The sequence below is a fragment of the Salinibaculum salinum genome (assembly GCF_037645885.1).
GTDB classification, from domain to species: domain Archaea; phylum Halobacteriota; class Halobacteria; order Halobacteriales; family Haloarculaceae; genus Salinibaculum; species Salinibaculum salinum.
Genome location: NZ_JBBENW010000002.1, coordinates 182,831 through 207,642 on the forward strand (window position 1 = coordinate 182,831; position 24,812 = coordinate 207,642).

The window sequence follows — 24,812 nt, forward strand, 5'->3', positions numbered from 1 at the left end:
TTATGAGTCAAGCAGAAGACACCAGGAAAGAAGAAGTACAGGCGGACATGGAGGGGCAGGCGACGCCCGACCAGTACGTCGGTACCGAGTACGACCGGAAGGAAGACCAGCAGATAATGACGGGCCACCGGGAGTACACACACGACCGGACCCCGCCAAATGCCGGACACGCCGCGTACGTCCGGAGCCCACATCCGCACGCCAGAATCAACGATATCGACACGAGCGAAGCTGAAGAACATCCGGACTGTCACGCGGTCATAACGATCGACGACTACTACGAGGCCGGATTCGCCCCGATGATCTGTGGGATTCAGGAGTGGGCGGAACCGCCGCTCGCCGAAGGCAAGGTCTCCTACGTGGGCCAGTGTGTTGCAATGGTCGTCGCGGAGGACCGCTACACCGCCGAGGACATCATCGACCTCGTCGACGTCGACTACGAGCGCCTCGACCCCGTCGTCGACGAGATGGAAGCACGCGAAGACGAGACCGTCATCCACTCCGAGATGGGGCCGAACGCACCGTCGAACGTCGCGTTCGACGAGACCTTCGACCTCGGCGAGCCGGACAAGATGTTCGAGGAGGCCGACCACGTCATCGAAAAAGAGTTCGAATGGAACAGTCGGGCGTCCGGCGTTCCGCTCGAGACGCCGGGCGCAGTCTCGGAGTACAACCCGCACCCCGAAGACGGTGAAGAGAAGTTCCACGTCTGGTCGAATCAGCAACTTCACACCTGGGCCGACGTGGCGATCTACGCCGCCCTCGACGAACCGCGCGAAGAGGTCCGCGTCGAGGTCCCACTGACCGCCGGTGGGAGCTACGGGACGAAACACGCGACGGTCTACCGTCACGCCGTGCTCACCGCTGCTGCCTCGAAGATTCTCGACGGCAAACCGGTCAAGTACGTCGAAGACCGCGTCGAAGACCTGCAGGGCGGAGACAGTGCCTCCACGGACCGCACGTACAAAGCCAAACTGGCGTTTAACGACGACGGGGAGTTCCTGGCCAACGACTTCTGGCTCGCCGACAACTTCGGTGCCTTCCCGCGGTTCATCTGTACCAACCAGGTACTGAAGCCACTGGCAATCATCAACGGTCCGTACGACGTCGAGCACGCAAAGTACGAGTACGAGATCGTTACGACCAACAAGATGCCCCAGACATCCTACCGTGGGTTCGGGACGCCCGCACACAGTTTCGTCTGGGAGATGCTCGTCGACGAGGTCGCCGATACGCTCGACATGGACCCGATGGAAGTGCGGTTGCGAAACTACATCGAAGAGGAGGATATGCCCTACAAGACGCCGTCGGCGAACACCTACGGCGAGGGCGACTACTCCGCGACCATCGAGAGAGTCTGGGAGAAGGCCAAAGAAGAACAGGACGGCGGGATGCTCGACCCGGACCGAATCGAGGAACTCCGCGAAGAGGGTATCTACCGCGGTGCCAAGCCTGCTCTCGTCCTCGAACCAGGCCTGGGTTGTTACGACTACCACACGCGTCAGTTCGTCCCGCGTGACGAACTCGAGACGTACTACACGCCCGAGAACCGGGACTTCAGCGACGTCGTGACGATGCCCGAGCCGCTCGAGGCGTACATCCGCGGCGACGGCAAGGTCGTCGTCAAGATTTCCTCCGACGACCAGGGGCAGGGTCACCAGACGATCGCCTCTCAGCTGCTCGCGGACGAACTGGGCATCACGCCCGAACAGGTTCTCGTCCCGCAGCAGGACAACCTCGACGTGGCGAGCGACGTCGGGAGCGCCTCCTCGCGGATGGCGACGGTCATGTCCAGCGCAGCGATCGGCCTCGGCGAGAAGTTCCGCGGCCAGTTAGAAGAACTGGGCGCCGAGCACTGGGGCCCCGGCTGTGATATCGAAAACGTCGAGTACACCGAAGGCGGCGTGGAGCTGAAATCGACCGAAGGCATCGACCCGGTCGACGCGCGCCACGAAGAGCGCCTCGAAAATGACTTCCTGTCGCTGGCCGAGCTCGTGGAGATTGACAAGTACATGGAGACGGGTGACTCGTTCTTCAAGCCAGAAGCCGAGCTGAAGACCTACGCGTACTACGAGTACCCCGACGTCGCCTACGACAACCGCGAGTGGTTCGAGGAGGCGATGATCCGCAAGCGGCCGACCTACCCGAGTGTCTCGTTCGCTGCCAACGTCGTCATCGTCGATGTCGACATCGAAACCGGCGAAATCGAGGTTCCGAAGGTGCTCTCGGTCCGTGACTCCGGTCGCATCATCAACCCCAAGATCGCCGAGGGACAGTTCCACGGCGGCATCGCACAGGGTGTCGGCGCCGCACTCCAGGAGGAGTTCGGCTACACTGAGGACGGGCAGCCACAGACGACGACGTTCTTCGACATGATGCTGCCGTCGATCACGAACATCCCGGAACTGGACATCGACAAGCAGGAGACCTGGTCGGTCTTCACGAAGTCCGGTGCCAAGGGTCTCGGCGAGACGGGTATCATGGACATCCCGGCGAGCATCGCGACCTCGGTCAACGACGCACTCCAGCCGCTCGACGTGAAGATGGACGAGATGCCGCTGACCCCGGACCGCATCCGAGACCGCGTCAAAGACACAGCCGAAGCGCCGAGTCCGGCTGACGACTGATACCGTCGCTGCTCACCACTGGTTTCCTCATTTTTCCACGACCGACGACTGAATAGCTGCTGCGTCGTTGCCCGCCAGTTACTGAGTGAGTGCAGCCGGTGGTCCGCCAGGCAAGTCGTCGCGGTCGTGTGACTCCATCAGATCGAGTTCGGGACCGACCGGTACGAATCCTGTCGGATTCAGCTCCGGTTGGCCGCGGTAATAGTGTGTCTTCACGTGCGCGACATCGAGCGTGCGAGCGACTCCGGGGAACTGGGCGAGCTCTTTCGTGTAGTTCCAGAGGTTCGGATAGTCGACGAGGCGCCTGACGTTACACTTGAAATGCGTGTAATAGACGGTGTCGAATCGAAAGAGCGTCGTAAACAGGCAGATGTCGGCCTCCGTGAGGACTTCACCACAGAGATACCGCTGGGTGGCGAGTAACTCCTCGTATCGGTCGAGCGCGTCGAAGAGGTCGGTAACCGCGCGTTCGTACGCAGCCTGTGACTCGGCAAACCCCGCCTGATAGACGCCGTTGTTGATCGAGTCGTAGATGGAGTCGATAACCTGGTCGATTTTCTCACGATACCCCTCCGGGTAGAGCGTAAACTCGTGACCGAAGTCCGCAAACGAGACGTCTAGCATCCGCATGATCTCCGCCGACTCGTTGTTGACTATCGTCTCTCGTTCGATATCCCAGAGGACTGGAACGGTCACGCCACCCGTGTACGCCGAGTCGGCTTTTCGGTAGACATCTCGCAGGTAGGAACAGCCGTTGACCGTATCCGGCGTACACCCCTCTTTTTCCGGTGTAAACTCCCACCCGTCTTCCCCGCGTACGGGGTCAACGATGTCAATCGAGATGACGTCCTCCAACCCCCGCAACGCTCTGACGAGCGTCGTCCGGTGCGCCCACGGACAGGATTGTGAGATATAGAGGTGGTATCGGCCTGCTTCAGCGGGGAATGTGTCGTCGGTTCCGAGCGTGCCGATCCAGTCCCGAAACGACGTCTCTTCACGGACGTATTCGTCACTGGTGTCGTCACTTCTGTTCTTGTCCGCATTCGGATACCACTCGCCCTCGATCATCCGTCCCATGAGTAGCCTCCGTTCGCCGCGGACGTAGCTGTTCGTTTACGACTCATCGTCCGGTTCGTACACCTGTCCAGTATCGTCAGACGGTGCGCCAAAGCTCAGTACGACCGCGGGTTCGTCCGCGTCGGCCGGGACGAACGCGCGGTGTGGATTCCCGCCTTCGACGAGGAACATCTCGCCAGATTCGACGACGTACTCCCGCTGGGGTGTCTCCACGTGGAGCGTCCCCGACCGAACGAGAAATGCCTCCTCCTGTTTCTCGTGGTAGTGATACGCCAGCGGGATCTGCTCTCCTGGCTCGGCGATATTGTTTCGAATACCGAGAATCTCGAAGTTCGCGATATCGCTAATCGAAAACGTGTCTGCGATTGGGTCCGGTTTCGGCTCGATATCGGGCCGTGTCGGCGTCGTCTCTATTTCATCCGGATTCGCGAGATGATACCCATTGTCAGTCATGACAACCGCTTTCACGCGAGGCAGAATAACTGCTGTGGTTCGGATAAAACACCGCGACGAACGCGTGACGTTAGCTCATGTTCAACGCGACTTTGATGGCGTTCTCCTTGCGTTCGGTGAACGTCTCGTATGCCTCGTCGAAATCTTCGAAGTCGAACTCGTGGGTGAACAGCGAGTCGACGTCGACCTGGCCGTTCTTGACGAGTCGAGCGCTTGCCTCAGCCCGATTCGCGTGCGCGCGACAGCCACGGAACTCGATTTCGTTTGTGACGAGGTCGGCCATCGGAATCTCCTGCAGATTCTCGTTGGGGATGCCGTCCATGCTGACAGTCCCCCCCTTCCGCGTGACGGCGACCGCCTGCCGGAATCCTTCGCCCGCGCCCGCCGCTTCGAGTGTCACGTCGATGCCGACGCCGTCGGTGATATCCATAATCTGCTCGACGACATCGTCGTCCTTGTAGGAGATAGTGTGGTCAGCACCCAGTTCCTGTGCCAGTTCGTTCCGACGCGGGTTGCCGACGCCGATGACCTCACTCGCGCCCATCGTCTTCGCAATCTGGACCGCCAGCAGTCCGACCGTTCCAGTGCCGATGATTGCGACCGAATCGCCGGCACTGATATTCCCGCGTTCTGCGAGATAGAGTGCAATCGCGTTGACGTCGAGCAGTGCCCCCTCACGCCACGAGAGTTCCTCGTCGAGGTGATAGAGCGTATCAGCCGGAACGGCTGCGTACTCAGCGTATGCGCCGCTTGAGGTGTGGCCAATCTGCCGGTGACCGGCGTCGAAATCGCCGTAGTTCTCACAGAGGTTGTATCTGCCTTCCCGACAGCGCTCACAGAATCCACAGCCGCTGTGACTTTCGGCGAACACCCGGTCGCCCGGTTCGAGTCGTTCGACATCGTCGCCGACCTCGACGACGCGTCCCGACCATTCGTGACCGGGGACGAACGGGAAACTCGGCGGCCAGCCGTCGACGTGTCCGTGGAATATCTTCGGGTCCGTCCCGCAAATCGAAACTTTCTCCACCTCGACCAGAACGTTGTCGACATCGTCTATCTCAGGCGTGTCGATTGTCTCTATCGACCAGTTCCCTGCCGTCTCGACGACGAGCGCGCGCATCGTATCTGGTACTTGCTGCTGCTTCTGAGCCATGATTCCTATTTTGATGACCATTCATATTTAGCTTTTGTTCAGCCAAATCAATAGTGAACAACCGAGATGTAGCTCGCGGCAGCGTCGCTGGCGGTTACCGGCCCAGTCGAGAGAGCGCCATTACTCTTCGATGAAGGCGACGGGTCGCGTCCAGCCCGCACTCGCATCTTTCACTTTGATCGGGAAGGCCACGAGCGGAATGTCCGTCCGTCGCGGGAGTTTGTCCAGGTTCGCCATTTTCTCTATCTGGCAGTACTCGGCTTCGCGCCCAGCCAGGTGCGCGGGCCACAGCTCGGCGTTGTCGCCGGTTTCGGCGAAGCGTTCGCCCATCTCGACGAACGGTTTGTCGAACCCGTAGGCGTCGATGCCGATGACTTTGATTCCCTGATTGACGAGGTGCTTGGTCGCTTCCGCGCCCATTCCCGGGAACTCGGTGAGATACTCCTCGGTCCCCCAGAGTTTGTCCGCCCCCGTCTCGATCAGAACGATTTCGCCCGGTGAGAGGTCGTGGTTGAGTTCCTCGAGTTGCTCGTCGATTTCCGCGGCCGAAATTTCCGTCCGGGGTTCCTTCCAGGTGAAATCGAGCACGACCGCGTTCCCACGGCACCATTCGGCCGGAATCTCGTCGATGGTCTTCGAGGGCTCGCCCTCGGATTCGGGACCGTAGTGCCACGGGGCATCCATGTGAGTCCCCGTGTGGATAATCGCCGTTATTTCTTCCCAGGCGAGTCCTTTCCCGTCCGGGAAATCCTCGTGGCTGAGGTTCTCTCCGTATCCGGATTCACGGAGGTTCTCGGCGAGTTTGTCGCCGCCGACCTCGTGGTCCCAGTACTCAATTTCGGGCGTCCACGGCTCACTCGGACTGTTCGACTCGACAGGAATACTCAGATCTATCATTTTTGCATCCGCTGCTGTCAGTGGTGATCTCATCGCGCGTGATAACGTATGACGCAGGTAGGTAATAAATCAGTTGTTATGTGTAAGATTGCGGATAAAGGCGGGTTTCTGCCCGTCTACCGCAGTGTCTAACCGACTGCATCCGACAGCGGTACGCGAACTACTCTTCGATGAAGGCGACGGGTCGCGTCCAGCCCGCACTCGCGTCTTTCACTTTGATCGGGAAGGCGACGATCGGAATATCCGTCCGTCGCGGGAGTTTGTCCAGGTTCGTCATTTTCTCTATCTGGCAGTACTCCGCCTCGCGGCCGGCGAGATGTGCGGGCCACAGCTCGGCGTTGTCGCCGGTTTCGGCGAAGCGTTCGCCCATCTCGACGAACGGTTTGTCGAAGCCGTAAGCGTCGATACCGATGACTTTGATTCCCTGATCGACGAGATGTTTGGTCGCCTCTGCGCCCATCCCTGGGAACTCGGTGAGATACTCCTCGGTCCCCCAGAGTTTGTCCGCCCCCGTCTCGATCAGAACGATTTCGCCCGGCGAGAGGTCGTGGTTGAGTTCCTCGAGTTGCTCGTCGATTTCCGCGGCCGAAATTTCCGTCCGGGGTTCTTTCCAGGTGAAATCGAGCACGACCGCGTTCCCGCGGCACCATTCGGCTGGAATTTCGTCGATAGTCTTCGACGGTTCGCCTTCGGATTCGGGACCGTAGTGCCACGGGGCGTCCATGTGGGTCCCCGTGTGGATAATCGCCGTAATCGTCTCCTCGGCGAGACCGATGCCGTCCGGGAAGTCATCAGCACTGACTTCCTCGATGCCGATTTCGTGCATCTTCTCGGCGAGTCGGTGTGCGACCTGTTTGTGGTCCCGATATTCCATTTCGGGTGTCCAGGGTTCGCTCGGACTGCCGGGTTCGATGCCGATACTGAGATCTACCATCTCCGATTCGATCAACTGTTGTTGCAACTGCTCCATTGCTGTGCTGGCGTTCTCCCGATACAATAATAAAAGGCTCGGTGGGAAAATCCCCAAAATCGCAATACGCAACGCTCGTCGGGGCGCCATCCGACGGGCGAACGTGGCAACGCTGGGACGCGTCTTCGGTTCCTGTGTTCGTTATTCGAGCGTGGCTTCTGCGTCTTCAGCCGCGGCGAGATCCGAGCTAGCATCGACGCCGCTGTTTATTTTCTCCTCCATGCAGTCGAAGAACTGTCCGACGAGTCGGGAGGTGACGCTACCGAGCGCACGTTGTCCGAGCGACGAAATCAGACCAGAGACGTTCGCCTCGGCCTCCCATTCGAGTCGCGTCCCGTCTTCGATATCGACGAGGCTCATTTCCGCGACTGCGTCGAACGCACCCTTCCGGCCAGCACTTCCCTCGACAGACATGACGAGTCTATCGGGTTGGTCCGTTTCGACGATTAGACCGTCGACGCTGAATGTCGGTTTGACGCTCCCGACACCAACGGTAACGATTGCCTCGAATTCCGAGGGGTTTTGGAGTGTCATTTCGTCCAACCCGGGTGCGCAGTCGGCGAGGTGGTCGGTATCTGTAAAGTATTCCCACAGTTCTTCTGGTGGACGGTCAGCTTCGAACTCACCGTCGAATTCTAGTGTCATTGGTAGTTTGCTGTTTGTCGAATTTGTCGAGCTGTCCGATTCGTCGTATCAGTCTTCATCCATCCGCGACCGGTCCGAGAGTTCAACGATGTTGTTCTCGGGGTCGTACATGTAGGCGACGCGAACACCCTTCGAGAGGGTAATCGGTTCGTGGATGAACTCGATTCCGTCGTCGGTCAGTTCCTCGTACAACGTGTCGATATCGTCGACTTCGAGACAGAAATGCGAGGCCCCAGCGTCGTTGTTGGACGCGCCGTGCGCGTCGCCGCCCTCCGGACTGTTGTACTGGAGAAGTTCGACCTGGCACCCGCCGGCATCGAGGAACGCGACCTCGACGTCGACTGCGCCGTCGACGCCGACGAAGTTCTCGAACTTCTCGCTGTCCTCGCTTCCTTCTTCGACGTGTCCCTCCGAGAGAAGTTCGAGACCAAGCGTGTCTCTGTAGAACGGAAGAACCTCGTCCATATCCGATACTGTAACGCCGTAGTGATGGGCAGTTCCAATCATCTAGTTCCACCCAGTACGTCATCTGGGACTGGAAAATACCTTTCGGTGGTGGTAAGCCACAGACGGAGAAGAACACAGGTCACGAGAGAGGAGGGAGACACCTCTCTTCGGTCGAACACTCGGGATATCCCCCGGGACCAGGGGGGAGGCGATCGAATTGATAGCCTCTCGTCGGTCAGCCGGGCAAAACTTTATATATTTTCTAGTTCCAGTTCAACCCGTATACCCATGAAACCGGAAGTATTTGAGTACCACTCACCGACCTCAGCAGAGGACGCAGTCACACTCATGGAAGAGCACGAAGATGCCGAACTCCTCGCAGGGAACCAATCACTTGGCGTGCAGATGGCCAACCGGCTGGCTGCACCCGACCACCTGATCGATCTCAACGAGATAGAGGACCTGAAATACATCTCGGAAACCGGAGACGGCATCGAGATTGGGGCACTGACGCGACACACAACTATCGCGGAGTCAGACCACCTGGACCGCGAACTACCCCTTCTGGCGGAGGCGGCCGGCGAAATTGCTGGCCCGTCTGTCCGGAACATGGGGACGCTTGGTGGGAGCCTCGGTGAGGCCGACCCAGCGGGGAACTACCCGACCGTCATGACGGCCCTCGATGCGACGATAACACTACAGGGCCCCGATGGAACGCGTGATGTCGACGTTCAGGACTTCCACATCGCGTACATGATGACCGCGAGGGAGGAAGAGGAGCTCATCGTTAGCGCGACAGTGTCGACCAGTCCGTTCCCGATTGGTCGCACGGGGATGTCGTTCCAAGAGATCAAACGCGTCCCGCACACCTGGCCGAAGCTCAGCGCGGCGGCAGCTGTCGTCGTCGACGACCCCGACGCTGACGAACCCGTTGTCGAAGAAGCCCGTCTCGCATTCGGAAACGCAGCGGACGTCCCGCTCCGGACGGAGGCTGCCGAAGACGCCGTGGAAGGCACCTCGCTCGATGAGGACGCTCTCTCTGCTGCTGCCGAAGCCGCGATGGATGCATCGGAGCCCGCAGGCGAAATGCAGGCCGACGCCGAGTACAAGGAAGACCAGGTCGGCGTCTTTGCAAAGCGCGCACTGCAGGCCGCATACGACAACGCACTCGAAGAGTAACTCGACAGCGTCGGCACCTCGCATAATCCGACGAGTTCCGTCCCCACGTAATTTTTCCCGAGTAAAAGAACCGAGAGACGCATCTGGTTCTGTCGGCGGAAAGGGGTGAGATACCCGGTACTGTTAAGCATTGTGAACAAGTAAAATTCGACCATGAGCGAGGAAGACGACGCGGTGATAATCAAAGGCGAACTTTTCGATAACATGGCAACGACAAAAGAATACACGACCAGTCAGCTCGCGCGGAAAGTCGGGAAGACCGACGACGAAGTGAGACCGTATCTAGAAGAGCTGGCCGAGAGCGGTCGGATCCGAAAGCGCGAACGGGGCGAGAAAACGAAGTGGGTCCGGTTTGGATAACAGATGACGAGCTCAGATTCACCAGTGACGGACGAACAGGACCCCTGGAGCGCAACCACCCAGGACCTTCTCGAGGCCCTGATGACGTACCGTGACACCGACCGCGAGGCAGTCGTCGCGACGATTATCGACGTCGAAGGATCGGCCTACAGACGACCCGGTGCGAAGATGATAATCGAACCTGGCAGCGACAGTCTCGGCGGCATCACGGCCGGCTGCCTCGAAGACCCGGTGATAAACTTAGCTGCCGACGTGCTCGAAACTGGTACCCCGACTGTGGAGACGTTCGACCTCATGGACGACGACGAGTGGGGACTCGGACTGGGCTGTAACGGTATCATCGATATCCTCCTCGAGCCACTCGACGACAGCTGGGACCCCGCGCTGGCGGAACTTGATTCTCAGCGTCCTGTCGCGATGGTTACAGCGACTGAGGCCACCGACGAGCGAGTGAGTGTCGGCGATCGTATCGTCGTCGACGACGACGGAAGCGTGCAACGCCGCGACGGGCGGTTGTCACTGCCCGACGATGTCGTCGCGAACGTCCAGGGAGTCGTCGCCGACCTCAAATCTGAAGCTGGGTCAATTTCCGTCTCCACCGAAACTGACGACGGAACGGTTACGACCTTCGTCGACTGGCTCACCCCTGCGCCAGATTTGCTCTTGTTCGGCACCCAGAACGATGTGCAGCCAGTGTCCCGGATGGCACGCAACATGGGTTTCCGCGTAATCATCGCCTCCGCACGCGGCGCGCGCGCCAGCAGTGACCAGTTCCCACACGCACACGAGGTTCGGAAGACGCGACCGATGGACATCGAAGAGGTACTGGACGACCCGCAGCGGACCTACGCCGTACTCATGTCGCACAACTTGTTAGAAGACCGTCTCGCCCTTGTCTCCCTGCTCGATACGGAGGTCCCGTATATCGGACTCATGGGGCCGCGTGAGCGCTTCGACGAAATCCGCGAAGCGGTCGCCGCTGACGAAGGGCGCGAGCTGACCGAATCCGAACTCGAACGGATTGCGACACCTGTCGGTCTCGATGTCGGTGGCGGTGAACCCATCCACATCGCGCTCAGCATCGTCGGCGAAGTACTGGCCGTCCACAACGACCGTGAGGGTGGGCGGCTCAAAGAGCGTGAAGGGCCGATCCACAGGCGAGTGGACACCCAGGCGTAGGCTTCCGTCTACCCAAACAATTAAATTCGTTAGCTGAGGTTTGCTAGGTATGAGTTCAGTGAGCATACTCGTGGCAGTCGCCGGTGACGATGAATCGCGCGTCGAAAAGTACGTCGAGACCATCGAGACCCTCAAAGGGGAAAACGACCTCTCTGTGGACATTCTCCACGTCTACTCCGAAGACGACATCGAGCGGATCGAGGAGATGTACGATATCGGTTCACGAGAGAAACACCAGCTCGGGAACGCTGCCAAACACAACACTGCAGTTAGCAACCTCATAGATGGACTCCGTGCTCGCGACATCGATTTTACAACCTATGGAGCGATCGGCGATGCCGGGACCGAGGTAATCGAACTGGCACGAGAACAGGATGTCGATTTCGTTCTCATCGGTGGACGAAAGCGGTCACCAACGGGGAAAGCACTCTTCGGGAGTACGGCACAGGATATTCTGCTCAACGCATCCATGCCAGTCATCTCCTGCGGAGTCCAGCAATAGACGGCTACCGGCGAACGGAACGGGGCTTACTCTTCGACTTTTGCTACTGCTCGGATCGGTGAGCCGGTCCCATTCCGGAGTCGGAGTGGGAAGCCCATGAAGGTGAACGTCTCGCCAACGACTTTCTCGATGCTACAGAGGTTTTCCATGTGGGGAACCTCGTATTCGGTACAGAGGGTATGACAGGGATAGGTTCCACTGGGGTTGTCCGGACTCGGCTGGTCGATACCGAAGTTGGCAACTCCCTGTTCGATGAGCCAGCGGGTCGCCTCCTCAGTAAGACCGGTGTGTTGTTCGTTGTACGCGCGTGATGGGTACGTCCGGTTGTAGTGACCGGTGTGGAACAAAACCGTATCGCCGTCCTCAACGGTCTGTCCCGTCTCTTCGAGCGCGGTCTGGACGTCTTCGAGTTCGATATACCCGTCTGGATCACAGTGAGAGACATCGATCGCTTTGCCGGGCGTGTGGAACTGCTCGAGGTCCATTTCGTTGATTGGTGTCCCATCTTCCTTGAAATGCCGAATCGAGTCGACGTGGCTCGGCCCGTGCTCCGAGATCTGGAAGGTCCGGGATTCGTAGGTGAACGTCGGTTCGTCGATGCCAGCCTGGTTCTTGAAGATGTACTCGGAATCTTCGAAGGTCGTGTCCGTCCAGACGATTGTGTCCGGATGGGCGAAATACACTGGGTGCTGGTGGTAAATCTCCTGACTGAGGTCGATGAACTCGGCCATAAACGCCGCATTGTGGACCGCGTACATTAACTTATCGCCCGACCCGGAATATGCACCCATCTTGGGACGGAATATCGCGGGCGGAGGGAAAGATATAAAATCCTCAGCGAAGACCAGTATGATAGCGATGAGCATACAACCAGGTGATGGGCTCCTAGACAAACTCACCCAGATCAGATTCAACGATTCACGAGTGATATTCGTCGAATCGGTGATCGTCATAATTCTGACCTGGACACTAGCAGCCCACATCTTCAACATCGTCGATGTGATCTCTAAACCCTCGTTAATCGGGGGCGCAATGTACGAGATCGCCAGGAGTGACCGATTCCTCGAGCACATGATACCGACGCTCCGGCGGACCGCCCTCGGTCTCTGGTACACCCTGATTATCGGGACGATACTGGGGGTCGGTATGGGAATGCGCGGGAGCATCGAGAAGGTATTCCAGGATTACGTTACCGTCGGGCTGGCGATGCCGGGACTTTTCATCGCCATCTTCGCCGGGATGTGGTTCGGGACGACCGACATGACGATGATCGTTGCTGCGACGGTGATCTCGTTCCCATTTCTCACCCAGAACGTCTACGAGGGCATCAGGGACATTGACAACGATCTGCTTGAGATGGCAAGCGCGTTCGACCTCTCGAACCGGCGTGGGATTCGCCGAATTATCCTCCCAGCGGTCATGCCCGAATGGTTCTCGGGGACTCGATACGCGCTGGCGATTGTCTGGAAGACGGTGACCCTCGCTGAACTGGTCGCCGCCGATAGCGGCATCGGATACATTATCAGGCAGGAACTGGAGGCGCTCGATTTCACAGGTGCGATGGCATGGACGATTCTGTTCGTCCTCGTCGTCCTGGTTGTCGAGTATGGCATCCTTCAGCAGATCGAAAAACGAGTATTCAGCTGGCGGCAGAGCATTAGCGGAGTGATTGGTGCATGAGTTCACAAAATCAACAGACTGACGGTGAAAGTATAGGCGTCAAAACTGGAACTGCAGGCTCGATTCACGTCGAGAACCTCACAAAGGAGTTCGACACGCAGCAGGGACACGAGTTGGTGTTCGAGGATATCAGCTTCGACATCGAACCCGGGAGCTTCGTGACGTTGCTCGGGAAGTCTGGCAGCGGGAAGTCGACGATGCTCAACATCATCAGCGACGTTCTCGAACCAACATCCGGGGAAGTTCGGTTCGAAACCGACGACCCATCTGAGGAAGTCAAGCTCGGTCACGTCTTCCAGTCGCCGCGGCTGCTCCCCTGGAATACGCTGGTGCAGAACATCGAGCTCGTCCACGAGCACAACCCCGACTTTACCCGGGAACTGGCCGAAAAGTACCTCGACCTGGTCGGACTCTCGGAACACTATGATAAGTACCCGACTCAGCTGTCGGGCGGACAGCAACAGCGGGTCGGCATCGCCCGGGCATTCAGCATCGATCCCCCAGTAATGCTGATGGACGAGCCGTTCAGCAACCTCGACGAAATTACCGCCGAGGAACTTCGTGAAGAGCTGATGAACGTCTGGCAAGAGCTCAACAAGACGGTCTTTTTCGTGACGCACGACATCTCGGAGGCCATCGAGTTGTCCGACCGGATGCTCATGCTCGGTGACGGTCGGATCTACGGCGACCTGGAGGTCCCACTCGACCGCCCGCGGCGCACGGATTCCGACGAATTCCTGCGATTCCGCCAGAAAGCAATCGATACGTTCTACAGCATCGACGATTAATATGGCAACGAAAGATAAAACAGTCAGGCTTCCAGTCCTCGGGTCACTCGGCGGATGGGCAGCTCGTGCGTTCGGGATCCTGTTGTTCTTCGTCGGCTGGGTCGCCCTGGCGTCGGTGTTTCCCGAAGATCTGCTCCCGTTCCCACAAGAGACGCTGCTGTTGGCATGGGAGTTCACCGCGAGCGGTTCGGTCTGGCCACACTTGGCGGCAACTCTCTCACGCATCTTCTGGGGCTTCCTCGGCGGGATGGCCGTGGGTGTCTTCATGGGTGTCCAGATGGGGATCAGCGATTACCAGCGGAAGTTCCTCACGCCACACGTCATGTTGAGTCTCTCGATCCCGCACATCTCCTGGGGGATCACGGCGACGCTGATCTTCGGATACGACATCCTCGCACCCATCGTCGCGACGATCCTGGTCGTGTTCCCGTTCGTCGCGGTCAACGTCTGGAAGGGCGTCGAGAACATCGACGGTGATCTCCTCAAGATGAGTCAGTCGTTCGATCTCTCGTTCTCCCGGACGGTGCGTCGCATCATCCTCCCGAACATTGCACCATCGCTGTTTTCGGGTTCGCGGCTCGGACTCGCGATGTCCTGGAAAGCGGTGACTATCACCGAGATGTTCGCTGCCTCCTCCGGGCTCGGATACAAGATCATCGAATCTTACGAGAGTATCTACTTCGAGCGTGCGTGGGCGTGGGTTGTGATCGCAATGGTCGTTATCCTTCTCATCGAGTACGGCATATTCAAACCGCTCCAGCGGCGTGTCTTCGAGTACCGCCAGGATGCCGACTTCACGATGCTCGGCTGAGAACTGAATTTTCGCTCTCGTTTTCGTCGTCGACGTGATTAATCCACGCTGGCGGTGTCACGTTCGTTTCCGGATTCAGTTCGTACGAGACGTTTTCGGTTATCTTCACGATTCGTCCGCCGACCACGGCCTCGTAGGACAGTTGATACGAGTGGACAACGCCCCAGGAGTCGACCACCGCAGTGAACGAGCCGTTTCTAATCGAATCGAACCGCGCAGCTGAGCCGGTGTCATCGGGATCGGACAACTGTGTCGACAGGCGGAACAACGTGTCTGACTCATTGTCCCTCTCAATGGTCTCCAGCGTGCTCCCCCGTGCAGCGGTGATATACTGGTACAGTCCGCGCTGGTTGACCACGCCGCTCCGGTACGGTGGCGTCGCGAAGTACAGCAAATCCTCCGGTAGCGGGGTCGAACCGCGAGCAGTCTGTGCCCGCGTGTATCGCGTCTCGTTGCCTATCGTGGTCGCGAGGTAGCCGAGCTCCCCGTCGAACCAGTACTCGTCTCTGTCCGACAGCCCCTGCGTGGAGACGACGGTCGCCCGGTACCGCCCATCACTCGCGTGTTCGACAGTCACGTTTGTCTGGACCGACTGGCTGCTGTTTCGTTGTTCAGTATAGTGCCGCTCAGCGCTGTATGTGCTGTACGAGAGTATCGACCAGTGCTGATCGAGAAGCTGTTCGGGGTTTACGAGACGCCCGTCACGTACACCCGGCGGTGAATTCGGTTGTGACGAGTCTGCCCCGTCGTACGGTGGCGATACGTCCGTCGTCTGTTCGGTTTCACTGGTCTCTGGACCGGGAAAGCCACTACAGCCAGAGAGAACAACGAGTCCGACGAGCAACAGCGACGAGAGCGACTCTGTTTGCATAGACGGCAAATACGGCTCACAAAGTAATAATAGGATTGGCTGTGAGAGTCGCGCAGCAAAAATTGGAGTTGTGCGGATTCCCGGCTACGTTCGGGGCAGTTCGGTAATCGCCGACTGAGACCGATGGCCTCAGTCGAACTGAACGTGCTGGACGTATTCCGACCAGTTCGATTCGGTGAGGCCCAGTTCAGCAACTCGGTCGAAGAAGTTCGACTGCTTCTCAACGTACTCGTCAGACATCGACGTCGATTCGTAGACGGACGCGTGCTCCGGTGGCTCCAGAGTGTCGGTCCCTTCGAGATTGATGCCGTAGTTGACGATGAACCTGGCTTCCTCCTCACTTCCGGCACCCATCGTCTCGATGTACTCGTCACTCCGCGTGATGACCTCGACCGGGTTCTCACGCAGCTCTTGCAGGGCCATCTCCTGTGCGCGATAGTAGGTCTCGATGGCGCCCTCGTTCTCCTCGTAGAACTCGGTTCGGGTCACGAGGTTCTGCATCGTCGGGAAGCCCCACTCGGTCTCTTCACCGAGGACCTCGTTCGGAATGTAGTCTTTCAGCCAGAACAGGGGTTTGATATCGCCCGACATCATCTGCGGGGCCGCGCCCATTCCCTCACCGGAGGACCCAACCTCGACGTCACCCTGGGCGACCTGTTGGCCGATGGTGAAGTACCCGGACGTCACGACGCTGAAGTCGCCGCCCTCTTCCTCGAACCGGTAGTCGGTCGTGCCACCGAAGGCGACGTCGTACGACGTCGCGTCGGCACCGCCCCAACTCCCGATAGCGAAGTTCGCGCCGTCTTCGACGATCTTGTCGATCGATTGCTGGACACCGCCGGTGTTGTCCGGGTCGTAAGGCCCACCAGTCTGTACCAGCGGGGCGAAGTTCAGCGGCGTGTTCTTCCCGAAGACGGTAATCTCGATATCTCGTCGCGGACCGATCCGAGATGCCTCGAGCGCACCGAACTGTGCGATATCGGCGTTGTTAGCGATCCACGTCGGCACGTCGTCCCACGTGTTCTCGAAGGAAAAGGTGACATCCGCCCCGACTTCGTCAGCAGCCTGCTGGAAGTATCCCTCGTCCTGGGCGAGCTTTCGCAGCACAGCCCACCAGCCGGTCGGTGGCACCGCGGCAATGACCTCACCTTCCTCTTGTTCTCCGCCGCCCTCTCCGGTGCAGCCCGCTAACGCTGTCAGGCCTGCTGCTCCCGTTGCTTTCAGTACACTCCGTCGGTCGATATTGTAGCTGTGCCTTTCCGGCATGTGACTCGATAACGAGAGGCACTTATTAATACTTTTGGTATCAGCGATTGGTAGAATCCTATCTGCTGGGATACGGCGTTGGTTGTCCCGCTCAGACCGCCTCAGTCAGAGAAGACAAAACCAGTCATATCCGAACTTTTACAGTTGACTTCGAGCCGTTTGGGCGCTTTGCGCCCGAGAGCAACGCGGTGAGACTCGATGGCGCCCCCATATTCGAGAACGTGCAACCGATACGTAGTGTGGAGATCGGCCAGTCGCTCGTGCTCAGTTGTGAACCGGCGATATGCGACAGCCTTGGCCCGCACTGTCGTTGAGCCACCCGAATCCGGATAGTCATAGAATGTGTGACAGCGCGTGTCTGAATCCGCCGACGGCGATTCAGTACCGGCGGAGGCGTTAAGTACGCATGCGAAGAATACACTACCACATGGCAAACACTCATCAAAAGGCGGGTGGTGTGAAAACGACCAGCACCGTTTTCGACATTCTCGAAATACTTCGGGAGCAAGACGGCGCACAGATTACGACAGTCGCAGAAGAGCTTGATCTCGCAGTCAGTACCGCCTACAGACATCTCACGACACTGGCTGAGGAGGGATACGTGATCAAAGAGGATAACGAATACTACCCAGGGATGCGGTTTCTCCGGTTTGGACGCTACGTGCGAGACCGGAAACAGATCTACCAGCTTGCGAAACCAAAAATTACGGAACTGGCCGAAAAAACCGAGGAACGAGCAGAATTTATGGTCGAAGAGTACGGTCGATCCGTATTCGTCCACCGTGATACGGGCGACAATGCGGTCCAGACGGATTCTGGAATCGGCAAGTTCCATCCACTCCACGCCACGGCCGCGGGAAAGTCCATTTTGGCCTTCCTTCCGGAGGAACGCGTCAATGAGATCTGCGAGACGCGAGGTCTAGAGGCGTTTACCGACAACACGATCACCGACAAAGAAACGCTGTTTGCCGAACTTGAGACGATTCGAGAGCGGGGGGTCGGATACAACGACCAGGAGTATATCAACGGACTGCGGGCTGTCGGCGTTCCCGTAAAAGATGTCGACGAGAGCATCGTCGGTGCAATAAGCGTCTCCGGACCGACACACCGTCTCAAGGGTGAGTGGTACGAAGAGGAAATCCCGGATATGCTGCTCGGGATGACAAACGAGATCGAGCTCAAGATATCATATCCTGAAGACGGATCCTGAGCAGTTAATCGATGTTTTGCAGCGGGATAGCCGCCAGCACCACGACGAGCCCACTTGCACTCAGAAGTACGAGGCCAGGAGTAAACGAGCCGGTCAAATCTTCGAGGAAGCCGACGATGAAGGGCCCGGAAAATCCGCCAACCTCCCCGAACATGAAGATGAGTCCGACCGCAGTACCAGCTAATTGTGACTCGATTCCGTCCATGTTCAGCGGTAACGAGCGAACGAGCGTCGCCAGACCGCCGATACCGATTCCAACGCTCCCGACGGTCGGCAGGACAGTGGCCAGCGTTAAGCGATTGATCAGGAGTATTCCGCCCGTTCCTGCGAAGATGAGTAATCCGCAAATGACGATCACTTCACGCCGTTTGCCGAAATAATCTGCTAGCGGCGGGAGGACAACAGTCCCCAGAAGCTGGGCGATTATCAGGCCACTCGTAATCGACGAAGCGACTGTCGAAGTGAGTCCACGCCCTTCGAGAATGACGGTCAGCCACCCCTGGAGCCCGTGCGTAACGAACAGGTACATGACACCGACGACGACCAGTAGTTGCAGGTCCCGGTGAGTCATGACGCGCCGGACATCAGAGAGAATCGACGACAGAGAGAACGCCTGTTCGCCTGCGCCGTCAGTAGCCTCTGGCACAGTGGGCGCGAGCGTCGCAATATCGTCAGACAACCGTGCAAGCAAAATCCAGCCGACAGCGACCGCTATCGTTACGACCCCACTCAGAACGAACAGCGGTCGCCAGCCACCGAGTGCTGGCCCAAGTACGGGGCGCCCGAGTCCGAAGGCACCGGCAGTCCCCGCATACAGGCCGATGAGGTAAACCGACGACATCGACCCGGACTGCTCGGGAGGGAATAGATCCGAGACGAGCTTGGGGAGACCGAACGTTAGCCCTGTGCCGCCGAGGCCAAGCAGCAGCGTCAGCGTGAGCATCGTCGGAAAGCCAGCGGCAAACCCCCGTCCGAACTGGGCGAAACCCACGATAAGCAGACCGACGCCGATGGCTTTGTACGACCCGACGCGGTCGATGATGAGCCCGCTCAGCAGGGCAAATGGGATGTACATCAGCGGGACAGCCCCATTCAAAAGACCTGCTGCCGTACTCGAGAGTCCCAGTTGGTTCGTAATCGGTGTCAGGAACGCCGCAATGGAGAACCACACGAACAGGAAACACCCGTACCCAATTGTTCCGACGAGCAAGAACAGATACGACCGCCGGGGGATTGTTGCGCTCGGACCAGTCATTGGGTCGGTCTCCTCCAGCGGGGCGCGATGCGATGTTGGGACGGTGGTTGGTGTCCGGGCACGAATCAAGACACCCAGGGGACGATACTGAAGATTACGTTTCGAAATTACGGAAGTACCAACACTTAAGACCATATCGCCGGTGACGACTAGATGCGCTCACAGAGTAACTATGAAGCTCGCAAGTTTTGACGTTACGGCAGAAACGGGTACAGAGAGGCGAATAGGCGTCTACAACAAGGAGACAGACGAGCTCATCGACGTGACTGCAACGTACGCTCAAGCGCTCGCAGACGAGGGCGAGGGGAGTCCACGCGAAGTCGCAGCCGCTCACGCACCGACAGATATGGTCGATTTCCTTTCTCGGAGCGACCGCGCGATGGACGCTGCACAGCGTGCGCTCGAGTACATCAACGAGACGAACGCGACGACGGGACTCGACGAGACGACACTCCGGTACGACACCGCCGACGTCACTCTCCTCAGCCCGGTTCCGCGGCCCAACTCGATTCGAGATTACATGGTCATGGCTGAACACGTCGAGAACGTCTTCGACGACATTCCGGAGCCGTGGTACGACCTCCCGGTCTACTACAAGGGCGACGCGGACTGTATCGGTCACCCCGGTCAGGACATCGAATGGCCCTCGTACTCCGAAAAGATGGACTACGAACTCGAACTCGCGGCCGTCCTCGGGAAGAAGGGGCGAGATATCAGCGCCGACGAGGCCGACGAATATATTGCCGGCTACACCATCTACAACGACCTCAGTGCTCGTGATATGCAGTTCGAGGAGATGGAGGTCAACCTGGGCCCGTCCAAGGGGAAGGACTTCATCGGTTCAAACGTGTTCGGCCCGTATCTCGTGACGCCTGACGAAATCGAACTCGAGGAAGTGGAAATGAAAGCGCGTGTAAACGGGGAAGAGTGGTCGTCGGGAACACTCGGTGCCATGCAACACTCGTTTGCAGACATGATCGAACACACCTCCCAGAGTCAGTACCTCTATCCGGGTGACGTACTCGGAAGTGGTACCGTTGGGATGGGCTGTGGCCTCGAGATGGACAAGTACCTCGAACGAGGCGACACCATCGAACTGGAAGCGGAAGGTATCGGGACTCTCACGAACACGCTCGTCGACGAATAGGCCCGTCTTCCCCCCGCGAACTTTTATTCGAGTGGCATGCGAGGTGTGAGTATGATACAAAATCGGTCGGAGGTAGAGACAACGGATGCAGACAGCGTCGCCCTCGACTGCGTCGAAGCCGGTATTCGCGAATCACTTCCGGAGCACGTCGTTCGCGACTCGATGTCGGTCACTGGAGAGAGTTTGCGTATTGCGGAAACAGAATATGACCTCGACGCGTATTCGGATATCCTCGTCGTCGGTGGCGGAAATGCGTCCGGACGGCTGGCGGCCGAACTCGAATCGCTACTCGGAGACCGAATCAGTGAGGGAACTATCGTCACTGATGCGCCGACCGAGACAGTCCACATCGAGATGGTCGAGGGGTCACATCCCGTCCCGAACGAGGCCGCAGTTCGCGGGACACAACGTATCCTCGACCAGGTTTCAGCCGCCGAAGAGGACACGCTCATCATCACACTCATCTCTGGAGGCGGCAGCGCTCTGCTGCCGGCTCCAGCTGAAGATATTACGCTCTCTGAGCTCAGAGAGGTGACGGATACCCTCTTGCGAAGTGGTGCGACGATCAACGAGATCAACGCCATCAGGAAACACATCTCGGCCATCAAAGGAGGGAACCTCGCACGAGCGGCAGCCCCAGCCACGGTCGTCGGTGTCGTGATGAGTGACGTCATCGGAAATCAGCTCGATGTGATCGCCAGTGGACCGGTCGTCCCCGACGAATCGACGTTCGAAACAGCACTCAGGGTCCTCGACGAATACTCATTGTCAGTCCCGGACAGTGTCCGCACTCGACTCGAAGACGGCAAGTCCGGCAAAATTCCCGAAACGCCGAAATCCGGCGATGACATCTTCGACCGTGTGACCGTTCACATCGTTGCAGACAGTCTCACAGCGTTGCGAGCGGCAGCTGACACCGCATCGGAACACGGGTACGAGCCGCTCGTCCTCTCTTCACGAGTCAGGGGCGAGGCCCGTGAGGCCGCAAAAACACACGTCGCCATCGCCGAAGAAATCCGAGCGTCCGGAACACCGGTCGAACCACCCGCTGTCGTGCTCTCGGGCGGTGAAACAACCGTCACAGTCCAGGGAGACGGGGAAGGCGGACCGAACCAGGAATTCGCCCTCAGTGGCTCCGTCGAACTCTCCGAAGATGGGATTGTCCTCTGTAGCGTCGATACTGACGGAATCGACGGCGCGACCGATGCCTGTGGGGCACTCGTCGACTGGGAGACCGCACAACCGACGACCGAGGCACGCGCGTCCCTGCGGACAAACGACGTGTACCCGTTCCTCCAGGAAAAGAACGCGCTCCTCTTTACCGGGCCGACGGGGACAAACGTCAACGACCTGCGCGTCCTGGTAATCGAGGAGTGACCAGGCGGGCCACGACAGCCGATTATTCGGGGTCTTGCACCCAGACAGTTTTTTTGTTCACGAACTCGTGGATACCGTCACTGCCGAGTTCACGCCCGTATCCCGAATCTTTGACGCCCCCGAAGGGAAGCCGCGGGTCGGACTTGACGAGTTCGTTGACGAAGACACAACCGGCTTCGACTTCGCCAGCAATCCGTTCACCGCGCTCGGAATCGGTCGTCCACACGGAACCACCTAGGCCGTACGGACTGTCGTTCGCGACTTCGAGTGCCTCCGATTCGTTTGCGACCGGAATGACAGCAGCGACTGGCCCAAACGTCTCTTCGGCCGCAGCAGGACAACTGAGTGGAACATCCGTCAGTACGGTTGGTGGGTAGAAATACCCGTCACGGTCGAGTGGTTCGCCGCCAGTCACGACCTCCGCGCCCGCCTCGACGCTCGCCTCGACCTGTTCGTGGAGTTCCTCCATCAGATCTCCCCGTGCCTGGGGACCAATATCGGTTTCCTCGTCCATCGGGTCACCGATGGTCAGGCTGTCTATCTTCTCGGTGAACGTATCGACAAACTCCTCGTAGATGTCTTCGTGGACGATAAATCGCTTCGCCGCGATACAGGACTGCCCGGAGTTCTGGTTACGGGCCTTGGCCGCGACTTCACAGGTGTACTCGATGTCGGCATCATCGAGAACAATGAACGGATCGCTTCCGCCGAGTTCGAGGACGGTCTTTTTCAACTCCCGCCCGGCAGTCTCAGCAACAGCTTTGCCCGCATATTCGCTGCCGGTCAGCGTAACCGCTGCCACACGGTCATCTTCGATGATTTCGTCGACCTTGTCCGAGCCGACGAGGAGACTCTGGAACGTATTTTCAGGGAAGCCGGCTTTTTCGAGCACCTCTTGGATAGCGAGTGCACACCCGCTCACGTTCGAGGCGTGTTTCAGGAGGCCGACGTTCCCAGCCGCAAGGTTGGGTGCGACAAACCGGAACGCCTGCCAGAACGGGTAGTTCCAGGGCATGACCGCGAGTACTGGACCAATCGGATCGTATTGTACGTACGTCTTCGCGTGTGGGACCGTCCCGATGCGCTCGTCTTGCAGATATTCGTTTGCCCGTTCTGCGTAGAACTCACACCCCCAGGCACACTTCTCGACCTCGGCGACTGCTTCCGAGATTGGCTTCCCCATCTCACGGGTGATGATTTCCGCGTAGTCGCGTTTGTTCTCCCGGAGGACATCTGCAGCCCTGTCAAGGAGCTGTTGCCTGTCAGTGATGTCAACGTCACGCCACTCCTCGTACGCCGTCTCTGCGTCAGCAAGTGCGGAGTCCACTTCGTCCGACGTGAGTGCGTCGTACGACGCGATCGTCTCCTCAGTAGCTGGATTGACTGATTGCATCGGTGTACAACCCCACAAAGACAACCAGTGCTTGTAGCGTTTGTGATTCACTACCCCTGCATCGGTAGCCAGTCACTGACGCTGTCTCTTGAACAGAACGAGAGACCGACCTCCCCGACTTCGCAGATTTCCAGATACACCCTATTTTCGTATTATGCAAACAGCAGCCAGGTTGTGTGTGGGCAACTGTCCCAAATCAATTCCAGATTAGCGCACGAACTCACGACAGATAGCCGGTAGCTGTGAATCCACATCGATAGTACGGACGTTCCCACCAAAGCAGCAACAACTGTCGCGGAATCAGCCATCTCCGCCCAGTACTGACCTGAATAGGAGTTTCCGTATTATGGAATTTAGGCAAATATCGCGATTAGATCCACCCACTAACCGAAGGACTACGCCGCGATAGAAGGTATTACCGTAATTCGGAAATTGATGATATATCGTGATAGAGTCCCCTATGAGCATGGTTGCCATACTCATTATTCGCTGCAGAGACGCCATCTGTCCCCAAATATCACGATTCTACTGGCGATATCCCACAATGTGGAATTATATAAACCACCAACCGGAAACACATGCTCTCCCGAGATAACTGGATGATTATCTGTTCTCAGGCTGTAATTTTAAATATCTTCATCTCATAACCGACATTAACATGTCAAAAGATACCACGGAGGCGCCGAGGGCGGTCAAGTCGACTGACAGGACCTTCCGCATCGTGGAATCGCTCAAACAGATGGATGGAGCCCGAGTGACGGAGCTCGCACGTGAACTGGACATGGCAAACAGCACGGTCCATCGACATCTGCAGTCCCTCCTCGAAAACAAGTACGTCGTGAAAAAGGGTGATGTCTACCATCTGGGGATGCGGTTTCTCGACATCGGCGACTACGTTCGTAACCGCAGGGAGGTGTTCCGCCTGGCTGAGGATAAGGTCAACCAGCTGGCCGAAAAGACCGACGAACGTGGTGAATTTCTCGTCGAAGAGTACGGTGAGATCGTTTTCGTTCACAGAGAGGTAGGAGATAATGCTGTCCAGGCAGATTCACACATCGGCAAGCGACTCCCGATTCACGCGACGTCAGCGGGAAAAGCCATTATGGCGTTCCTTCCTGATGAGCGAGTGTCAGAAATCATCGAGCAGAAAGGCCTCGAGAGTTACACTGAAAATACAATCACTGACGAAGAGACTCTCAGGGACGAACTCGAGCAAATCAGAGAAGACCACGTCGCGTTCGCCCAGCAGGAGTACATCCAGCAATTGAACTCTGTGAGCGTCCCGATTATCGACGTCAACGACCGGGTCTGTGGTGCACTTGGGATCTCTGGTCCGGCCCACCGTATCAAAGGCGAATGGTTTCAGGAAGAGGTCCCTGACTTGCTTCTCGGGTTTGCCAACGAATTGGAGATCAAGATGTCGTATTAGCAGTGAGTGTTGCAGTTCGGCTCTCGACGGTCAGCACCCGCAGTCCGCGTGACGCCGCACGATTGGTGGGGACGGAAGCGATTTTCTCAACCAGCA

The 24,812-nt window shown here is 58.1% G+C and carries 24 protein-coding genes; 12 read left to right on the plus strand and 12 right to left on the minus strand.

All coding sequences use genetic code 11. The features are described from left to right. The first annotated feature begins 2 nt into the window (after nucleotides 1–2). Nucleotides 3–2,627, plus strand: a complete 2,625-nt coding sequence (locus tag WDJ60_RS03830) for a xanthine dehydrogenase family protein molybdopterin-binding subunit (protein WP_340098670.1) — start codon at nucleotides 3–5, stop codon at nucleotides 2,625–2,627. A 78-nt stretch (nucleotides 2,628–2,705) separates the two neighbouring features. Here the strand turns inward: WDJ60_RS03830 and WDJ60_RS03835 are convergent, their stop codons facing one another. From WDJ60_RS03835 to WDJ60_RS03865, 7 genes are all read right to left on the minus strand, one after another. Beyond that, complete coding sequence (locus tag WDJ60_RS03835) at nucleotides 2,706–3,704, minus strand: glutathione S-transferase family protein (RefSeq protein ID WP_340098671.1); 999 nt, start codon at nucleotides 3,702–3,704, stop codon at nucleotides 2,706–2,708. Nucleotides 3,705–3,740: 36 nt separating this feature from the next. After that, a complete protein-coding gene (locus WDJ60_RS03840; RefSeq protein ID WP_340098672.1) occupies nucleotides 3,741–4,157 on the minus strand; it encodes a cupin domain-containing protein in 417 nt (138 codons plus the stop codon). 70 nt (nucleotides 4,158–4,227) lie between these two features. Continuing rightward, nucleotides 4,228–5,310 (minus strand): zinc-dependent alcohol dehydrogenase, encoded by a 1,083-nt coding sequence (locus tag WDJ60_RS03845; RefSeq protein WP_340098674.1) that lies wholly within the window; start codon nucleotides 5,308–5,310, stop codon nucleotides 4,228–4,230. Between the two features lie 120 nt (nucleotides 5,311–5,430). Then, nucleotides 5,431–6,240, minus strand: coding sequence for a cyclase family protein (locus WDJ60_RS03850; RefSeq protein WP_417750428.1), 810 nt, complete (start codon nucleotides 6,238–6,240; stop codon nucleotides 5,431–5,433). A gap of 127 nt (nucleotides 6,241–6,367) precedes the next feature. Next, the gene (locus WDJ60_RS03855; RefSeq protein WP_340098676.1) at nucleotides 6,368–7,177 is read right to left on the minus strand and encodes a cyclase family protein; all 810 of its coding nucleotides are present in this window, start codon (nucleotides 7,175–7,177) and stop codon (nucleotides 6,368–6,370) included. Between the two features lie 141 nt (nucleotides 7,178–7,318). Then, nucleotides 7,319–7,822: a CoxG family protein gene (locus tag WDJ60_RS03860; protein WP_340098677.1), complete on the minus strand. Its 504-nt coding sequence runs from the start codon at nucleotides 7,820–7,822 to the stop codon at nucleotides 7,319–7,321. 48 nt (nucleotides 7,823–7,870) lie between these two features. Then, nucleotides 7,871–8,329 carry a VOC family protein gene (locus tag WDJ60_RS03865; protein ID WP_340098678.1) on the minus strand — a complete coding sequence of 153 codons (459 nt, stop codon included), beginning with the start codon at nucleotides 8,327–8,329 and terminating at the stop codon, nucleotides 7,871–7,873. Nucleotides 8,330–8,557: 228 nt separating this feature from the next. Here WDJ60_RS03865 and WDJ60_RS03870 point away from each other — a divergent pair, with 228 nt between their 5' ends. The 4 genes from WDJ60_RS03870 (at nucleotide 8,558) to WDJ60_RS03885 (ending at nucleotide 11,489) form a co-directional block, all read left to right on the plus strand. Then, nucleotides 8,558–9,448, plus strand: coding sequence for an FAD binding domain-containing protein (locus WDJ60_RS03870; RefSeq protein WP_340098679.1), 891 nt, complete (start codon nucleotides 8,558–8,560; stop codon nucleotides 9,446–9,448). Between the two features lie 153 nt (nucleotides 9,449–9,601). Beyond that, entirely contained in the window at nucleotides 9,602–9,808 is a 207-nt protein-coding gene (locus WDJ60_RS03875; protein WP_340098680.1) for a hypothetical protein, read from the plus strand. A gap of 3 nt (nucleotides 9,809–9,811) precedes the next feature. After that, nucleotides 9,812–10,987: an XdhC family protein gene (locus WDJ60_RS03880; protein WP_340098681.1), complete on the plus strand. Its 1,176-nt coding sequence runs from the start codon at nucleotides 9,812–9,814 to the stop codon at nucleotides 10,985–10,987. Between the two features lie 49 nt (nucleotides 10,988–11,036). Then, entirely contained in the window at nucleotides 11,037–11,489 is a 453-nt protein-coding gene (locus WDJ60_RS03885; protein WP_340098682.1) for a universal stress protein, read from the plus strand. Nucleotides 11,490–11,515: 26 nt separating this feature from the next. On the opposite strand, the gene WDJ60_RS03890 is transcribed toward WDJ60_RS03885, so the two are convergent. After that, nucleotides 11,516–12,220: a cyclase family protein gene (locus WDJ60_RS03890; RefSeq protein ID WP_340098683.1), complete on the minus strand. Its 705-nt coding sequence runs from the start codon at nucleotides 12,218–12,220 to the stop codon at nucleotides 11,516–11,518. Between the two features lie 127 nt (nucleotides 12,221–12,347). Between WDJ60_RS03890 and WDJ60_RS03895 the strand changes: the two genes are divergently transcribed. The 3 genes from WDJ60_RS03895 to WDJ60_RS03905 are packed head-to-tail and all read left to right on the plus strand — an operon-like array spanning nucleotide 12,348 to nucleotide 14,768. After that, nucleotides 12,348–13,169 (plus strand): ABC transporter permease, encoded by an 822-nt coding sequence (locus tag WDJ60_RS03895; RefSeq protein ID WP_340098684.1) that lies wholly within the window; start codon nucleotides 12,348–12,350, stop codon nucleotides 13,167–13,169. After that, nucleotides 13,166–13,957 (plus strand): ABC transporter ATP-binding protein, encoded by a 792-nt coding sequence (locus WDJ60_RS03900; protein ID WP_340098685.1) that lies wholly within the window; start codon nucleotides 13,166–13,168, stop codon nucleotides 13,955–13,957. The genes WDJ60_RS03895 and WDJ60_RS03900 overlap by 4 nt, the downstream gene beginning before the upstream one ends. Nucleotide 13,958: 1 nt before the next feature. After that, nucleotides 13,959–14,768 carry an ABC transporter permease gene (locus WDJ60_RS03905; RefSeq protein ID WP_340098686.1) on the plus strand — a complete coding sequence of 270 codons (810 nt, stop codon included), beginning with the start codon at nucleotides 13,959–13,961 and terminating at the stop codon, nucleotides 14,766–14,768. On the opposite strand, the gene WDJ60_RS03910 is transcribed toward WDJ60_RS03905, so the two are convergent. Both WDJ60_RS03910 and WDJ60_RS03915 read right to left on the minus strand, forming a co-directional pair. Next, nucleotides 14,752–15,639 (minus strand): hypothetical protein, encoded by an 888-nt coding sequence (locus WDJ60_RS03910; RefSeq protein WP_340098687.1) that lies wholly within the window; start codon nucleotides 15,637–15,639, stop codon nucleotides 14,752–14,754. The two genes, WDJ60_RS03905 and WDJ60_RS03910, sit on opposite strands and share 17 nt — an antisense overlap. A gap of 129 nt (nucleotides 15,640–15,768) precedes the next feature. Next, entirely contained in the window at nucleotides 15,769–16,905 is a 1,137-nt protein-coding gene (locus WDJ60_RS03915; RefSeq protein ID WP_340098688.1) for a substrate-binding domain-containing protein, read from the minus strand. 457 nt (nucleotides 16,906–17,362) lie between these two features. Between WDJ60_RS03915 and WDJ60_RS03920 the strand changes: the two genes are divergently transcribed. Continuing rightward, entirely contained in the window at nucleotides 17,363–18,115 is a 753-nt protein-coding gene (locus tag WDJ60_RS03920; RefSeq protein ID WP_340098689.1) for an IclR family transcriptional regulator, read from the plus strand. A 4-nt stretch (nucleotides 18,116–18,119) separates the two neighbouring features. Here WDJ60_RS03920 and WDJ60_RS03925 read toward each other — a convergent pair whose 3' ends face one another. Continuing rightward, entirely contained in the window at nucleotides 18,120–19,370 is a 1,251-nt protein-coding gene (locus WDJ60_RS03925) for an MFS transporter (protein WP_340098690.1), read from the minus strand. Between the two features lie 172 nt (nucleotides 19,371–19,542). Between WDJ60_RS03925 and WDJ60_RS03930 the strand changes: the two genes are divergently transcribed. Both WDJ60_RS03930 and WDJ60_RS03935 read left to right on the plus strand, forming a co-directional pair. Continuing rightward, nucleotides 19,543–20,517: a fumarylacetoacetate hydrolase family protein gene (locus WDJ60_RS03930; RefSeq protein ID WP_340098691.1), complete on the plus strand. Its 975-nt coding sequence runs from the start codon at nucleotides 19,543–19,545 to the stop codon at nucleotides 20,515–20,517. Nucleotides 20,518–20,568: 51 nt separating this feature from the next. Continuing rightward, the gene (locus WDJ60_RS03935; protein ID WP_340098692.1) at nucleotides 20,569–21,894 is read left to right on the plus strand and encodes a glycerate kinase type-2 family protein; all 1,326 of its coding nucleotides are present in this window, start codon (nucleotides 20,569–20,571) and stop codon (nucleotides 21,892–21,894) included. Nucleotides 21,895–21,916: 22 nt separating this feature from the next. On the opposite strand, the gene WDJ60_RS03940 is transcribed toward WDJ60_RS03935, so the two are convergent. Next, entirely contained in the window at nucleotides 21,917–23,287 is a 1,371-nt protein-coding gene (locus tag WDJ60_RS03940) for an NAD-dependent succinate-semialdehyde dehydrogenase (RefSeq protein WP_340098693.1), read from the minus strand. A gap of 658 nt (nucleotides 23,288–23,945) precedes the next feature. Here WDJ60_RS03940 and WDJ60_RS03945 point away from each other — a divergent pair. Beyond that, the gene (locus WDJ60_RS03945) at nucleotides 23,946–24,716 is read left to right on the plus strand and encodes an IclR family transcriptional regulator (protein WP_340098694.1); all 771 of its coding nucleotides are present in this window, start codon (nucleotides 23,946–23,948) and stop codon (nucleotides 24,714–24,716) included. Nucleotides 24,717–24,812: the final 96 nt, after the last annotated feature.

What these genes read in the sequence shown, in the direction of transcription:
- WDJ60_RS03855 (WP_340098676.1), bottom strand. Translation starts at nt 7,177, where the DNA reads ATGGAGCAGTTGCAACAACAGTTGATCGAATCGGAGATGGTAGATCTC.
- WDJ60_RS03850 (WP_417750428.1), bottom strand. Translation starts at nt 6,240, where the DNA reads ATGAGATCACCACTGACAGCAGCGGATGCAAAAATGATAGATCTGAGT.
- WDJ60_RS03880 (WP_340098681.1), top strand. Translation starts at nt 9,812, where the DNA reads ATGACGAGCTCAGATTCACCAGTGACGGACGAACAGGACCCCTGGAGC.
- WDJ60_RS03915 (WP_340098688.1), bottom strand. Translation starts at nt 16,905, where the DNA reads ATGCCGGAAAGGCACAGCTACAATATCGACCGACGGAGTGTACTGAAA.
- WDJ60_RS03845 (WP_340098674.1), bottom strand. Translation starts at nt 5,310, where the DNA reads ATGGCTCAGAAGCAGCAGCAAGTACCAGATACGATGCGCGCGCTCGTC.
- WDJ60_RS03870 (WP_340098679.1), top strand. Translation starts at nt 8,558, where the DNA reads ATGAAACCGGAAGTATTTGAGTACCACTCACCGACCTCAGCAGAGGAC.
- WDJ60_RS03935 (WP_340098692.1), top strand. Translation starts at nt 20,569, where the DNA reads ATGATACAAAATCGGTCGGAGGTAGAGACAACGGATGCAGACAGCGTC.
- WDJ60_RS03865 (WP_340098678.1), bottom strand. Translation starts at nt 8,329, where the DNA reads ATGATTGGAACTGCCCATCACTACGGCGTTACAGTATCGGATATGGAC.
- WDJ60_RS03940 (WP_340098693.1), bottom strand. Translation starts at nt 23,287, where the DNA reads ATGCAATCAGTCAATCCAGCTACTGAGGAGACGATCGCGTCGTACGAC.
- WDJ60_RS03905 (WP_340098686.1), top strand. Translation starts at nt 13,959, where the DNA reads ATGGCAACGAAAGATAAAACAGTCAGGCTTCCAGTCCTCGGGTCACTC.
- WDJ60_RS03895 (WP_340098684.1), top strand. Translation starts at nt 12,348, where the DNA reads ATGAGCATACAACCAGGTGATGGGCTCCTAGACAAACTCACCCAGATC.
- WDJ60_RS03945 (WP_340098694.1), top strand. Translation starts at nt 23,946, where the DNA reads ATGTCAAAAGATACCACGGAGGCGCCGAGGGCGGTCAAGTCGACTGAC.
- WDJ60_RS03830 (WP_340098670.1), top strand. Translation starts at nt 3, where the DNA reads ATGAGTCAAGCAGAAGACACCAGGAAAGAAGAAGTACAGGCGGACATG.
- WDJ60_RS03890 (WP_340098683.1), bottom strand. Translation starts at nt 12,220, where the DNA reads ATGGCCGAGTTCATCGACCTCAGTCAGGAGATTTACCACCAGCACCCA.
- WDJ60_RS03900 (WP_340098685.1), top strand. Translation starts at nt 13,166, where the DNA reads ATGAGTTCACAAAATCAACAGACTGACGGTGAAAGTATAGGCGTCAAA.
- WDJ60_RS03875 (WP_340098680.1), top strand. Translation starts at nt 9,602, where the DNA reads ATGAGCGAGGAAGACGACGCGGTGATAATCAAAGGCGAACTTTTCGAT.
- WDJ60_RS03910 (WP_340098687.1), bottom strand. Translation starts at nt 15,639, where the DNA reads ATGCAAACAGAGTCGCTCTCGTCGCTGTTGCTCGTCGGACTCGTTGTT.
- WDJ60_RS03840 (WP_340098672.1), bottom strand. Translation starts at nt 4,157, where the DNA reads ATGACTGACAATGGGTATCATCTCGCGAATCCGGATGAAATAGAGACG.
- WDJ60_RS03930 (WP_340098691.1), top strand. Translation starts at nt 19,543, where the DNA reads ATGAAGCTCGCAAGTTTTGACGTTACGGCAGAAACGGGTACAGAGAGG.
- WDJ60_RS03860 (WP_340098677.1), bottom strand. Translation starts at nt 7,822, where the DNA reads ATGACACTAGAATTCGACGGTGAGTTCGAAGCTGACCGTCCACCAGAA.
- WDJ60_RS03885 (WP_340098682.1), top strand. Translation starts at nt 11,037, where the DNA reads ATGAGTTCAGTGAGCATACTCGTGGCAGTCGCCGGTGACGATGAATCG.
- WDJ60_RS03835 (WP_340098671.1), bottom strand. Translation starts at nt 3,704, where the DNA reads ATGGGACGGATGATCGAGGGCGAGTGGTATCCGAATGCGGACAAGAAC.
- WDJ60_RS03925 (WP_340098690.1), bottom strand. Translation starts at nt 19,370, where the DNA reads ATGACTGGTCCGAGCGCAACAATCCCCCGGCGGTCGTATCTGTTCTTG.